This is a genomic window from Ignavibacteria bacterium (assembly GCA_016707005.1).
GTDB lineage: Bacteria > Bacteroidota > Ignavibacteria > Kapaibacteriales > Kapaibacteriaceae > UBA10438.
Genome location: JADJIQ010000002.1, coordinates 168,482 through 183,963 on the forward strand (window position 1 = coordinate 168,482; position 15,482 = coordinate 183,963).

The following is a 15,482-nucleotide window of genomic DNA, read 5'->3' on the forward strand; positions in this document are numbered from 1 at the left end:
AAATCCGGCGATGGTTGCGGCCTACCCTCTTCGTACATTTGTTGACCACCACATGTGGGGTGGTAGAGGTGTGTTCGATACCATGAAAAGACGCCAGTTCATACAGGCACTCGCTACCCTTCCGGTGGCATCAAGTGTACTCACAGCAGGGACTTCCACGGATACCGTGAATGCCTCTGTTGCAGGGCGTTCGCGGATCCTACCAAAAGGTATCTGCCCGGGTTCAACTATAGGGATCGTCTGTCCAGCAAGTGCTGCCAACGCCTCGGAGGTCAAGGATTTCGTCGACCTCTGCACAGCTTGGGGGGTGAAGGTGAAGTTTGGGCGCAATATGTCGCGCAGGAACGGCTACCTCTCAGCACCGGATGCCGACCGTGCGTCGGAATTCATGGGATTCATCGAAGATCCCAATGTTGACGCCGTGGTCTGTGCTCGTGGCGGATACGGAGTGATGCGCATTCTGCCGATGCTTGATTTTGCCTCGATCCGTCAGGCCGGGAAGCTCATCATGGGCTTCAGCGACATCACGGCGCTCTTGATCGCCGTACAGCAGATCAGCGGACTTGTGTCCTTCCATGGTCCTGTGGCGTCCTCCACATTCAATGCTTTCACGGTTGATTCGTTGAAGACCGTAGTGGACTCCTCTGACCCCAAGCGTCTCACCTTCTCTGATCAACGCCTTACCACTATCCGGTCGGGCCTGGCTCAGGGACGGTTAACGGGCGGCAACCTCGCTATGATCGTCAGTACCCTCGGCACGAAGTACGAGATCGACACAACGGATTCGATCCTCTTCCTCGAGGAGATCAATGAAGAGCCATATCGTGTGGATAGAATGCTCACACAGCTCTGGCTGGCCGGGAAGCTGCAATCGTGCAAAGGAATCGCCCTTGGAAACTTCCGCGATTGTGAGGCCAAAGGAACCTCTATCACCGGTCCGTCATTTACGTTAGAACAAGTCTTTGAACAGCGGATCGCGTCGATCGGTATCCCGGTCATCTACGGACTGCCCGTAGGTCACGTCAAGAACAAACTCACCATGCCAATCGGTGTACGAGCCGAGCTTGATGCAACGAACAAACAGTTGCGTCTGCTTGAACCTGCCGTGGCAGAACGGACATGAATATGAACATCAGCTCTCCACTTTGTAAAAGGACGATCATGCATCATTTGCGCATGACCCTCTTTCTAGCCGTCACCCTTGCGCTTGCAGGAACATCCGTCCTCGCACAGACGATCAACGTCTACGGCGTGAACACGTCTGCATTCCCCAAGATCACGGCCGACTACGTAGCGTTTGACGGAACCGGTGTTCCGATCACCGATCTTACGGCAGCGGACTTTTCGATCGTGGAGACACCACAGGGCGGAACGCCGGTGAATCTCACGGCTTCGCTGACGCACTCGTGTGTGGCTCAGAACACGGATCCGGAAGCAAGCATTGTGATCATACTCGACCGATCCCAGTCAATGAGTGAGATTGTTGATGGCAAACAACGTTGGGAAACAGCCAAGGATGCTGTGCGTGCATTTGTCAATCGCATCAAATTCATCGGTGAAACACGTGTGTCATTGGTTTCTTTTGCCGGGAACTACGTGGTCATCAACGAATGGGTCAGCAGCGCTCAACCGATCTTAGACTCATTGGTCAACCTGAAATGGCAGACCGTTACGAACTACGAACTTCCGTTTGACGCGCCGAGCAACATCTTTGAACTATTCAAAAAGCGTCCGGCAAACATTCCAAAGTACTGTTTCTTTCTCACGGACGGACACCCGAACCCAGCGATCGGCAACGAGATCAAGTTCGTAAATGACAACACGCAGAAGCTTCAAGCACAAGGCATTCGTTTCTTCAGTGTGACGATCAAGGAAACCTTCACGCACTGGACGCTTGAGTCCTTGGCTCGTGCAACAGGTGGCAAAGCTGTTGTGACCGATGAGAAAGGGATCATAGATCTATTCTCCTACCTTGCCCTAGAAACGCAAGTGACCAAGGTGTGCCAGATCAGCTGGATAGCCCCTTACACATGCAACGAGCAAGGCCAGAACAGAACAGCCGTCATTACGATGAAACGTGGCGCCAACCCAACGGCCACGGCCCAATACCTGGCACCACCAAAAAGTGTTGCCAAGGTTGATGTGAGTGATCCCGTTCTTTTCTGCGGCGATCCTCCACAAAGCAATGCCTCGTATGCCAACGTCACGATCACAGCACAGAATGCAACGTTTGCTGCTACGGCGTTCAATATCGTACCGGCCACCTACTTCAAGGTGGTCGACTGGAACTATCCGCTCAACCAACCGAACTTCACGCCATTCAACCTTGCCCCGAATGCAAAGCGCGTGATCCGTGTACAATTCACGCAAGGTCCGACACAGGCGTTCCGTCAGGCACAACTTTCGTTCGCCGGATCTCCATGCCCGCCGAACATCACCCTCGTTGGTGGCACAGGACTCATCCTTCTCCAATCGCCGATAGGGGGCGAGCTCTTCTCCACGTGTGACACGGTCACGATCAAATGGGCAGGTGTTCTCCCAACACAACCTGTCACGCTCGAATACTCCGAAGACAACGGCACAACCTGGAAATCGATCTCAGCTGCAGCCACTGGTCTCGTGTACAAGTGGCTTCCACCACGTGCCGGCACGGCCTATCGAGTTCGTGTTTCTGTGTCCCCCTACCGCTCAATACCAATGGGCAAAACAACTCGGTGGTGCAGGAGCGGAAACGGCCACGTCAGTGGCTGTGCAGCCAAACGGTCTTAAGATCTTCGCATCGGGATACTTCGATGGTCCAACCAAGATCGGCGCTGCAACCTCAGCGAACATGGCCGGTAACACCGACGGATACTTAGCAGAGTTTGATTCCGACGGAACGATCACGAATACGATGTTGCTCACAGGTACTGCCTCGAACGACGAACGCGTCATCGGCGTCGTGACAGACAACCAAGGCAACTACTATGTGGCCGGATATACTTCAAGCCCAACGGCAACATTCGGCGGGTTCTCTGTTACACCACGTGCTCCTCTTGATACACGAAACATGTTCGTGTTCAAATTCGCACCGGATGGTTCCCTTGCATGGTCGAACATCAGTAAGGGATCAGCAACGCAAGGCAGCTGGGCCAGCTGCACGGACATCGGCATTCGTTATGATGCATCGAACAATCCCGAGGTTGTCATTGTTGGTCAATTCAATAAGTATATCGAGGTCGGTGTAAACCGTGGCGGCACGATCGAACGAGGCGGACCTGCGGCAGCTGGGAACCGCAACTACTATGTAGTGTACGATGTTGGCGGTTATCCTCGGATCACGATCAATGCTGCAGCACCTACAGCGGGTGTCACCTACAAATCGAAGCGCGCAACCGATGCCATGAACTTCGTCTACGATACAGATTCGTATTCCGGACCGAAGTCATTCACTCCGCCGGCCATCACCCTTCCAAACCTTGGACTCACAGACGTCTTTGTCTCAAAGAATGGTTCCACGCCAGCTTCGAGTGCGGCTAGCCCGACCTCATTCACTGTACAAGCACCACAGCTTTCCTTTGTTGAAGCGAAGATCATCTTCACACCCGACACTCCGATCGGCGGAGTACCGGGTTCTGCAACCGCGACGTTAACGAACACAGGGTCCTTCCCTGTTACGATTCAGGCCATCAATATTGTTGGCGTTAACGCAGCTGATTTCCGCAGAACAAGCACCGACCTCAACCAACGCATCTTGCCAGGTAAGACGCTGCAATTGGAGATCGCCTTCACGCCAAGTGCAACTGGTGTGAGAACGGCACTTATGGAAGTGATCGGAAACTGCAATGCCACAGCACAAGTCTTGCTCGAGGGCAACGCGATCGCCGGTTGCGATCTTGAAAACAGCGCTACGGTGAACCTTGGCAAGTTCGTTCTTGGTCAGGGTACAACCCAACAGATCTCATGCGCACTGAAGAACACCGGAGTACTCGTTGTCTCTGGTAAGATGTCAATTGTTTCCAAGGACAATGATCTCGCATTGCTCACTCCTTTTGATTTTGTGATCAAGCCAGATAGCTGCCTGAATCTCAGCATTGATATCAAGGCGCAGTCGGCCGGCATCAAGCAGATGACAATTGCCTTTGGCCTGCCGGCGGTGTGCGGCACACAGACTGGAACGATCACAGTTGAGATCGTTGAACCCCGCGTTGCGATCGATAGTGTTGACTTCGGCAGAGTACGTGTACAAACGCCGGTGAACGACACGATCGTTGTTACGAATCTCAACAACGACCCTGCCGTGATAACGGCGTTCTCGCTTTCGAATCCAACTGATCCACACTTTGTTATTACCCTTCCGGCACCACAGACTCTTCCTCCGGGTGCGTCGATCAAGATCCCTGTGGTCTATACCCCTCGCACGCGTGGAGCACATTCGGTGAATGTTCTCGGCACGGTGCAGGGTCAGGCAGCCCAGCTCGTTGGTGAAGCAAAGGGCTTTGGCTTCCTCCCAGCCATAAAGGCAGAGGGATACACATTCAATGCGTGGACAGCCGGTGCAACGTCTCCTGAGACAGGCAAGGTTGTGATCACGAATATGGACAATGAAAGCCCCCTTCATATTGAGCGGGTCGACTTTGAATCTGCCACAACAACATTCGCGTGGGTAGGTGCTCAACCTCCTATCCCGGCAACCATTCAGCCAGGGGGCTTCATCGAGCTTCCTGTGTCATTCACTCCGGCCGTGGTTGGAATGAACACCATCCGCGTTTGTGTTACACATGACGCAAAGCCCGGTCCCGGACCCGTTCCGCCGTATGATGAAGAGTGTGTTGTTGTATCCGGTGTTGGTCTTGATCAATCGGACCTACCGCCGGTGATCTTCCCACGCACATTGATCTGTGCTATGCGGACGGATTCGTTTACCATCGTGAATCCAAGCAACCAGTACCCGCTGAACGTTCTAGCGCCGACGTCCACTGGTGATGCTTCGGCATTCATCATTGATCAAACAACGGACTTCCAGATACCGCCTAGTAGGTCAAAGGTCATTCGCATTACCTTCCAACCATCGGCAGTCGGACTAACAGCCGCAACCTTTTCGTTCGCAAACGATCAGTCTCTGAAACTTAATGTGAGTGTCAGTGGTGAAGGCATCACTACGCCAGTGGACTTCAGGTTCAACAACATCGTTTCAGGCACCTCGGGTCAGACGATCTCTACACCGGTTGTTGTGAACTACAATGTTGCAGACTTTGGCAACGCGATGCCAACGGAGTTCACGCTCACGTTCACCCACGATCCGGACTACGTGCGATTCAATTCGTTCAAGGCTCCATCGATGGCGGGCTGGACGTTTACTCCAACGATCAACCGCGGCAACGTAGTTGTGCTTGCTCAGTCTACTGGAGCTCCGCTAACGGTTGGCAGTTTCGTTACGCCGGCATTCGATATCTACCTCAATGCCGACTCCTCACTGCCAGTCACGATGGCGGTCACAACACCGTTGAGCTGTCTTATTCCGTCTGGCGATGCCGGCAGTATTGAGATGAATCAGATCTGCTTCACCGCCGGACGTCTCATCACGATCGGTACGGAGCAATTCTCGATGAAGTCACCACAGAGCAATCCGGTGCGTGATCGTTTGGCCGTTGAATATTCAACCGGCTTCTCCATCGCAACAACATTCCAGATCGTTGACGCCGTTGGCAACATCGTCTCGGAACATGTAACACCTGTTGTGCCATCGGGCGTGTACCTGCTTGACGTAAGCACTGAACGTCTTGCGAACGGTGTATACTTCCTGCGCATGAACAGTGGACCATACGTTGCCTCCACACAGTTTGTGATCGTTCGCTGATCAAAGAGTAGTTCTTGCGACCCCTCACCACACTTTTCGTAACGCTTCTAACCTTACTAGCTCCTGCCCTCGGGCAGGAGCTTTCTGTTTACAACGTCGTTACGGACGCCTATCCTCGCATCACGGCGAATTACTTCGCTCTTGACGAAACAGGCGCCACGATCGATGATCTCACGGCACGAGACTTTCGTGTGATCGAGACCACGACAGATGGAAAGAACGTCGATCTCACCTCTACGGTCTCACACAACTGCATCACCAATGCATCGAGCACGTCGGCCAGTGTTGTTCTGATCGTTGATGAATCGCTTTCGATGGATCAGCTTCTACCGTCCGGGAAGCGTCGGATCGAATACGTGAAAGAGGCACTTCGGGCCTTCGTTGACAGACTCCCATGGAATGGCGAGACTGCGGTGAGTATCATCGGATTCTCCGGCAAGAGCAGACTCCTTTGTGATTGGCAGACAACTCCGGGCCCGGTATTAGCTGCCATCGGACGTCTCACCCCGCTCTCGGCCACGAACTACGAAGTATCGTTTCTGGGAATTCCCAACGTCTTCGATCAAATGCAGCAACGCACTCCGTCTATCCCCAAAGTTGCGTTCTTCATCACCGATGGTGCGCCGAATCCCGACATTGCGAAGCGACAGGAATTCGAACAAAAGGTGATCACCCTCGCCCGAGCGCAGGGGATACGGATCTTCTCTGTGACGTTGATGATCAACCGCACAGATCCCTCGATCGCCACCATCTGCAGATCCACCGGTGGCCGAAGCATGATCGCAACAGAGGAGTCGCTGGTGAATCTTGTTGGCGTCCTCGCCCTTGAAGCGATCAGCAAGAAGGTCTGCACCATCTCATGGATATCCCCTCTTGTCTGCAACGATGATCTGCGGATGCGCACGGCAACCATCCAGCTCCGTAGAGGCCGGCAGCCAGATACCAAGGTCTACTACACTACGCCGGATAGTTCCCTTGTGCGATTGGAGGCGGTCCCGTCTACACTTGTCTACGGAGACATACCTCCGCTGCAGAGTCTGAACCTGACGTGTACGGTTACTGCAGTCAACACCGACCTCTCCGTAACATCTGCTTCGATCTCTACACCTGCCTACTTCCAACTGGTTGGCTTTAGCCCCTTCACATTAAAGAAGGGAGAGTCTAAACAGATCACGGTGAAATTCACGCAAGGGGCTGATCGGGTCATTCGAACGGGGACTCTTACCCTTGCCGGCAATCCACTGTGTATTCCCGTTGTCACTCTCGTTGCCGGCGGCGGCAATGTTATTCTTACGTCTCCCAACGGCGGTGATGTCCTAAGCACATGTACAGAAACGCGCATCACGTGGACCGGTGTACCTTCGTACCAATCCGTCACCATCGAATATTCATGCGACGGAGTCGAATGGGTCATCCTAGCTGATACGGCTCTTGGCGGTTCGTTCCCATGGAAGCCCACGGCCGGATGTCCAACCGGACGTATCCGTGTTCGCACTCTTTCCGGTGAGCGATACATCTGGGCCTCTCGTACAGGGGGCATGGGTACAGAAGAGGTCAACGCGATCGATGTTGCCCCTGACGGAAGTCGTATATACATCGGTGGATCGTTCATCGGACAGACAGAGTTCGGTCCAACTACGGCCAACGCCGTCTTCAACGCAGCGGACGGATATGTAACAGAACTCGATAACACCGGTGCAGTTCTTGGTGCTACGCTCCTCAAGGGCGACATTGGATCTACGGAACGTATCGTTCGTGTGGCCACAGATCGCGATGGCAACGTGTATGTTGCCGGAACTGTAACGGGTTCCAACATCACGTATGGACTAGACCGTTGGACGCGTATGCCCAGCGATCTTCAGAATGCCTTCATCTATAAGTTCCGTTCCAATGGAACTCTCCTGTGGCGGATCACGCTCGGTGGCAATGAATTCACAACGGGATATGTTGACATCAACAGTCTTGAGGTGAAGCCCAATGCATCCGGAGATATTGAAGCAACGATCACCGGCACGTGCGAATACATCGTTAGTGCAAGGGGCTATGCAGGAACCGTACTCGATGAGGTAGACGTACCAGATCTCGGGCCGATGCCATATTCCGTAACGATATCCTCTGCCGGACAGCCCAACATCCGTGCGAACTTCGATGCAGTGGATCCCTCCAAGGATGATCCGCTCTCCACCACTGATCGGTCCGGCTACCACTACGCCACAGGTTCGTATCGCGGAAACTACACCGTGCCCCTTGTCCCACCTGTTACCCTCAGCAATAAGGGGCAGAGTGATGTGTGGGTCACAAAGTCAACACTCGGCGTTTCGACCGAAGACGTCTCCGATAAAACCTTCCGCATCGTGCAGCCGATCTTGAAGACCGATCTCGATACGGTACGGTTCGACTCTACGGCTATCGGTCGTGCGTCTACGCAGTCAAGCACAACGGCACTTCGCAACATCGGAACAGCCCCCTTGATGATCGACAGTGTGATCATCAGCGGACCGGCAGCAAAGGACTTTGCTGTGATCGATGATCTCGACAGTGTGATCCTCGATACCGGCGCGATCCGTTCACTTGAGATCTCGTTCTCCCCCACTGTTATCGGTACACGCAGAGCACGCATCACCATCTATGGATCATGTGAGAACATCGTGTTCTTTGATGTTGAAGGCGAAGGGCGTTTGGAGTGCCCATGGATCTTGCAGGACACGATCGACATGGGACGTCAAATCGTTGGTACGTCAACGACACAACGGATCGACTGTATCCTCAAGAGTGAGCGCAGAGGTACCGTTCGGGGATTCCTTGCCATCAGCGGATCGTCGGACTTCCAAGTAACACCGTCCGGAGTTTTCACTCTCAAGTACGGAGAGTGTATCAGTGTGCGTGTGACCTTCACACCAACGATCCCCGGACCTCAACAGGCACAGATCGATCTCAATCTTCCAACAGAATGTGGCATTGCCTTTACACAGATCTTTGGCGAAGGCATCAAACCCGAACTGTCCGTCTCCAGCATCGACCTCGGCAACAAACGACTGCGCACCGTATCGATGGATACCATCAACATCGTCAACAACGGCACGGTGGATGTTGAAGTCACCTCGCTCAACCTCGTCGACACAGCAGGCACGGGCTTCTCAGCTACTCTTCCTTCTCTGCCGGTCACGATCGGTGTTTCGGACACCATTCGCATCCCGATCACCTTCATACCAACCACTCGCGGATCTTTTGTCTCTTCTGTTCTAGTTGATGCAAAGGGTGTAGACTCCACGCTTATCGGCACCATGCATGGCTTTGGATATCAGCCTATCTGCGAAGCGCGTGGGTATTCATTCCTTCCGGTGCTCACAGGCACTGTTAGCAATGAGCCAGGCTTCATTCGCATTTGGAATCGTGACGCTACATGGCCACTCCATATCGACGGTATCCAACTCCCATCCGTGCAGAGCGATTTCACCTGGAGCGCTGTGCCCGGCCCCTTCCCTCTGATCCTCGCACCGAACGACTCTGTTGACGTCTTTGTGACCTTCTCTCCGCAGGGGGCAGGTCTTCGCGCAGTGAACATCGATGTTCTTCATGATGGACGTCCGGGTCCGGAAGACATTCCACCGTATGCACGCACAGAAGTATTGGTCGACGGCGTTGGACTTCAACGCAGTGTTCTGCCGCCGGTGCTGATGGATACCATCCTCTCCTGTCTCACTGACACAGCGGTTGTAGAGCTTGTGAACGACGACCCTACAACGTCGCTTCTCGTACCGCGCGTTGTGGCAACCGGCGACGTAGGTGCATTCCGTTGTGAGCCCCCTCCGCCATTCACCATCCCTGCAGGCGGCGCGCAGGAGATCACCGTGATCTTCACGCCTCCGGATCCACGCCGGTTTGCGGCCACGTTCGCCTATGAGAATCCTCGGTCGCTCGATCTAACGATCAACGTATCCGGCACCGGAACATCACGTCCCATCAGCATTGCGATGTCCGGCGCAACCACCGCCACCATCGACGTACCGGTAGCTCTACCGATCGATGTGAACGTGAGCCAGATAGCCCCCTTCACCCCAACCATACTTACGGTGACGATCACCCATCCGGCCTCATCGATGCGGTACAAGTCTCTTGGGAACGGGACAGCGCCTGGGTGGTCCTTTGCTGCACAGAACATTGCCCCCGGTACGATGCAGCTCATCGGCACGTCGGACGGAAGTACGCAGCTGACTACGGGAAGACTTGTGACACCATTGTTTGACACGTATCTCACTGCCGACACAGAACTGCCGATAACGTTAGCTCTTGCATCGCCGTATACATGTCTTGATGAGAGTGGCGACTCAACATCCATTTCAATGCACGTGGTCTGTTTTGCGCAGGGCAGGCTTGTTTCCATTTCGGGCATCCAGTACCGACTCGACCCACCACGTCCATCACCGGCATCCTCTGAGATCACCGTTCCATTCTCCATTGGATTACAGGGGTCGGCTGAGCTCCAGATCGTTGATGCCACGGGCCGAACCGTCCGCTCCGTTGCTCTCACAGGGCTCGTTGCAGGATCCTACGAACTCCCGATTCCGGTTGACACCCTTGGTCAAGGTGCCTACACCATCCGCCTCTCCAGCGGGCCATTTGCAGCCGTGGAGCAGTTCATCGTCATCCGATAATCCCCTGCCGTATCTTTGTGCTCTTCTCAAATCAAAGAGCACGCCATGATCGATCGTATCGTTACCGCGCTCGGCGCAAAGGCCGACTACTTTCTCAACCACACCTCAACGACCATTCCGCGGTCATCGATCCATGTGCCATCACCGACATCGGTGGACACGATGTTCAGCGGCTCGGATCGTAACAACCGCGTCCTGAGAAACCTTCAGTGGCTGCACGGCTCCGGAAGACTAGCCAATACGGGCTATGTGTCCATCCTACCCGTCGACCAAGGTATCGAGCATAGTGCAGGCGCATCGTTCGCCAAGAACCCGATCTACTTCGACCCGGCAAAGATCGTTGAACTCGCGATCGAAGGGGGCTGTAATGGTGTTGCCTCAACATTTGGTGTGTTGGGAAATGTAGCACGCACCTACGCACACAAGATCCCCTTCATCGTGAAGATCAATCACAACGAACTGCTCACGTATCCGAACAAGTTCGATCAGGTGCTGTTCGGTACCGTAGAACAAGCTGCTGACATGGGAGCTGCTGCCGTTGGCGCAACGATCTACTTTGGATCACAAGAGAGCACACGTCAGATCACCGAGATCGCTACGGCCTTTGCACGTGCACACGAACTGGGCATGGCAACCATTCTGTGGTGTTATGTGCGGAACAATGCCTTCAAGTCCGATAAGGACTATCATGTGTCGGCCGATCTTACCGGACAAGCCAATCATCTTGGTGTTACGATCGGAGCCGACATCATCAAGCAGAAGCTGCCGGAGAACAATGGTGGTTTTGAAGCTCTCAACATGGGTGGCTCGAGCTATGGTAAGCTCGATAAGCGTATGTACACCGAACTTTCCTCAGACCATCCCATCGATCTCTGTCGGTACCAAGTTGCCAACTGCTACATGGGCCGCATCGGACTCATCAACTCCGGCGGTGCATCCGGCTCCAATGACATGGCAGAAGCCATCACCACAGCCGTGATCAACAAACGTGCAGGTGGTATGGGGCTTATCAGTGGCCGGAAGGCATTCCAACGTCCAATGGCTGAAGGCATTGAGCTTCTCAACGCCATCCAAGACGTCTACCTCAGCACCGAGGTAACCATCGCCTGATGTCTGAGCCTGCACGAAACCGCGGAGTTCTTACAGAGCTTCGGAGGATCTTGCCCTATACCCGACGCTATCCCAAGCTCGTTGGGTGGGGACTCGTATTCATCACTCTCTCCAACGTGTGTTCTACGACCATTCCGCATGTTGTTGGGGAGACCATCGATACACTCAAGGTTTCGGCGTTCGCATCATCGGAGATCGCGTGGCTCATTGCACAGATCCTTCTGCTGACTATCGGCAGTGGGTTCTTCATGTTCGCAACCCGCAGGACGATCATTTTGATGTCGAGGTTCATCGAAGAAGACCTTCGCAATGACTTCGTCAAGGCCATCAAGGATCAATCGCAACGGTTCTTCCACGACCGTTCCACGGGCTCCCTGCTTGCACACTTCTCCAACGACATTGGAGCCGTGCGCGAGTTCATTGGTCCGGCCATCATGTACACGGCAAACACCATCACAACGTTTGCCTTTGCTCTTACGTGGATGATGAACATCAACATTCCGTTGACTTTTGCCATCCTCATTCCCGTCCCCCTCGTAGCCACACTCACGTATAAGCTTGGCAAACTCATTCACGCCAACTACAAGCGTGTGCAGGAGCAGTATGAGCACATCACAACGCATGCTCAGGAGACCGCGTCCGGTGTTCGTGTTGTGCGTGCCTATGTGCGCGGCGATCACGAGGCAGAGAGATTCGACGAGCTCAGCGCAGACTACTATCGCAAGAACATGCGACTTGCACGCGTTCAGTCGCTGATGATGCCGGGCATGACCGTGCTCTTCAATCTCAGTTACGTGATCGTGATCAGTTTCGGCGGCTACCTCGTGATGCAAAGCAGCATGAGTGTGGGTGAACTCACGCAGTTCTTCATCTACCTCAACCAGCTGTTGTGGCCCATCGCAGCCATTGGATGGGTAACGAGCATGATCCAGCGCGGTGCCGCCTCCATGGCACGTCTGGGTGCGATCTTTGAAGCCCCCTCCGATGTCGTTGATGCCGATAATGCCCAACGTCCGGATGAGATCCGAGGAACCATTGAGTTCGACAACGTGTCGCTTGCCTACGACGGAACAACACCTGTGCTGTCCAACATCTCCGTGACCGTCCCCGCCGGGTCCAGTCTCGGAATCGTGGGCACGGTAGGAAGCGGGAAGAGCTCGCTGATCGGATTACTACCCCGACTCTACGACGTAACCTCGGGTGCGGTGCGTATCGACGGTATTGATGTGCGAAACATCTCTATCGTAACACTACGAGGGTCCATCGCCGTTGTTCCGCAAGAGTCATTCCTCTTCTCCGAGACCATTCGCGAGAACATTCGTTTTGGTCGGCCAACTGCATCGGACGAAGAAGTAGAACAAGCTGCGCAACGAGCACAACTCCATGCCGATGTGATGTCACTTCCGCAGGGATATGACACCGTGGTTGGTGAGCGTGGCGTAACACTTTCCGGTGGACAGAAACAACGTACATCTCTCGCACGTGCCATTGCCAGTGACCCATCCATCCTTGTGTTGGACGATTCACTTTCCGCCATCGATGCCGATACGGAAGAGCGTATCCTGCGTGGACTTGATGACGTGATGAAGGGGCGTACCACCATCCTCATTTCTCATCGGATCTCAACCGTGAAGAAGTGCACCAACATCATCGTCCTGCAGAACGGCACCATTGCCGAGCAGGGCTCACACAACGAACTCCTTGAACTCGGCGGCATCTATGCCGACATGTACGAACGTCAACAACTTGAACAACAGCTAACGTCATGAAAACCTACGACAACATCCTCCAGCTCATTGGCAGCACACCGCTTGTGCGCCTGAACCATCTTACTGAGGGCATCGAGGCCCAGGTCTACGTCAAGCTCGAAAGCCTCAATCCCGGTGGCTCCGTCAAGGACCGCATCGGTGTATCGATGCTTGAAGCTGCTGAGCGAGAAGGTCGCATCAAGCCCGGAGATCTGATCATTGAGCCAACCAGTGGCAACACCGGTATCGGACTTGCGTTGGCAGCGCGGCTGAAGGGATACAACTGTCTCTTCATCATGACCGATAAAGCATCACAAGAACGTGTGCGATATCTCAAGGCCCTTGGAGCCGACGTCCTCATCGTCTCCAGTGCTGCTAAGATGAGTTCACCTGAATACTACTGGAACACCGCAAAACGGTTGAGTGAAGAGCTGCCCAACGCCATCATGCTCAACCAGTATGACAATCCCGCCAATCCCGACATTCACGAGAAGACCACAGGTCCGGAGATCTGGGCAGACACCGATGGCACTATCACTCACTTCATTGCCGGCATCGGCACCGGTGGAACCATCAGCGGAACCGCTCGATTCCTCAAGAAGCAGAACCCGTCGATCAAGGTCATTGCTGCCGATCCAGTTGGTTCAGCAATCAAGACCTTCAAAGAGACGGGTCGATTGGTTGAAGCACTTCCCTACCTCATTGAAGGGGTTGGTCAAGAACGTATTCCTCTCAATCTCGATCTGAATGTTGTTGATGAGATCATGAACATCTCCGACAAAGAAGCCTTCATGACGGCGCGCGCAATGGCCCGTCAAGAAGGGATCTTCTGTGGTGGTTCATCAGGCATGAACATCGCTGCTGCTCTTCGCGTCGCCAAACTCCTCCCCAAGGAAGCCGTGGTTGTTGCCATTGTCTGCGACACCGGCGAACGCTATCTCACAAAGCACCACTCCGATGAGTGGCTCACCGAGAAGAACCTCCTCGAGAACGACCGCTTCATGCTTCGCGATGTAGTATCCGCCAAGCGCACGCGTGGTGTATTGCCAGCGCTCATCTCCTTGCCGTCGCATGCCACCGTGCAAGAAGCACTCTCCCTCATGAGTTCCTATGAGGTCAGCGACGTCCCCGTGATCGACGCAGACACACTTGCCGGCACCGTTCGCGAGAACAAACTCATGTCCGCCGTCATCGAAGACCGCCTCGTTCTCGAACGCCCCGTTGCTCAATACATGGAAGCCCCGGCCCCCATTGTTGATGCCCACGAAGACGTCCAAACCGGTATCAACATGCTGCGCAACACCCCAATGATCGTCGTCAGCGAGTTTGGTCGACTATCCGGTGTTGTGACACGGCATGACGTCCTCGAATACCTTTAAGAAATGACGTAGTGACGTAGTGACGAAATGACGTAGTGACGCGGTGACGTAACGTTGTCTGACATCGTCAATAGAGAAATGCGAGTACCATCCTTGATGGTGCTCGCATTTCTTGTTTTCACAAACTGCGCAAGCGGCGTCATCCCGAGGAGCGTAGCGACGAGGGATCTTGATGAACGAGGTGTCATTTCCCTTGTCACGTTTCGTCTGAACAAACGCACTATACAACTTCACTCATCCAAAGGAGGTTGTTATGTCCGTTGTTCATCTTCGCATCTATCAGGATGCGGTTGTCATTGCCGGTGAGATCGCCGTGATGGTGGAATCATGGGCTTCGTTCCACCGTGATACGGTTGGAATGCAGATCGTTCGGGCTGCCGATGCGATCAGTAATTTCATTGCTGAGGGGTATGGGAAGGCGGAGACGGAGGAGCGACTCCAAAACCTGTTCCTTGCCGACTCCTCACTGCAGGAAACAAAGAACCAGTTCCGGCTTGCCCTGCACCGCGGCATCATCGAAGAGGAGCTGGAAAAACACTACATAGCCCGGCTCACCGGCCTGTCGATCTCAATGATGGAGTTCGGCGCTGCCATCATCAACCGCGATGAAGCCTACGACGGTAAATACCGCGCCGTGATTGAACGCCGCCGTAAATGGCTCGTAGAGCGTAATCAGCCCCTTGCAGAAGGCGCTTGAAGAAGGCACTTATAGAAGGCGCTTGAAGAAGGCGCTTGAAGAAGGCGCTTGCAG

The 15,482-nt window shown here is 54.1% G+C and carries 7 protein-coding genes; all 7 read left to right on the plus strand.

What is annotated here, in order from left to right:
• Window positions 1-82: 82 nt before the first annotated feature.
• The 7 genes from IPI29_03690 to IPI29_03720 all read left to right on the plus strand — a co-directional run bounded on the left by IPI29_03690 (window position 83) and on the right by IPI29_03720 (window position 15,428).
• A complete protein-coding gene (locus IPI29_03690) occupies window positions 83-1,123 on the plus strand; it encodes an LD-carboxypeptidase (GenBank protein MBK7411638.1) in 1,041 nt (346 codons plus the stop codon).
• Between the two features lie 1,518 nt (window positions 1,124-2,641).
• Entirely contained in the window at window positions 2,642-5,839 is a 3,198-nt protein-coding gene (locus tag IPI29_03695) for a choice-of-anchor D domain-containing protein (protein MBK7411639.1), read from the plus strand.
• Window positions 5,840-5,853: 14 nt separating this feature from the next.
• The gene (locus tag IPI29_03700; GenBank protein MBK7411640.1) at window positions 5,854-10,494 is read left to right on the plus strand and encodes a choice-of-anchor D domain-containing protein; all 4,641 of its coding nucleotides are present in this window, start codon (window positions 5,854-5,856) and stop codon (window positions 10,492-10,494) included.
• A 45-nt stretch (window positions 10,495-10,539) separates the two neighbouring features.
• A complete protein-coding gene (locus IPI29_03705) occupies window positions 10,540-11,604 on the plus strand; it encodes a class I fructose-bisphosphate aldolase (GenBank protein ID MBK7411641.1) in 1,065 nt (354 codons plus the stop codon).
• A complete protein-coding gene (locus IPI29_03710; protein ID MBK7411642.1) occupies window positions 11,604-13,373 on the plus strand; it encodes an ABC transporter ATP-binding protein in 1,770 nt (589 codons plus the stop codon). The genes IPI29_03705 and IPI29_03710 overlap by 1 nt, the downstream gene beginning before the upstream one ends.
• A complete protein-coding gene (locus tag IPI29_03715; GenBank protein MBK7411643.1) occupies window positions 13,370-14,731 on the plus strand; it encodes a cysteine synthase in 1,362 nt (453 codons plus the stop codon). The genes IPI29_03710 and IPI29_03715 overlap by 4 nt, the downstream gene beginning before the upstream one ends.
• 253 nt (window positions 14,732-14,984) lie before the next feature.
• A complete protein-coding gene (locus tag IPI29_03720; GenBank protein ID MBK7411644.1) occupies window positions 14,985-15,428 on the plus strand; it encodes a four helix bundle protein in 444 nt (147 codons plus the stop codon).
• Window positions 15,429-15,482 lie beyond the last annotated feature (54 nt).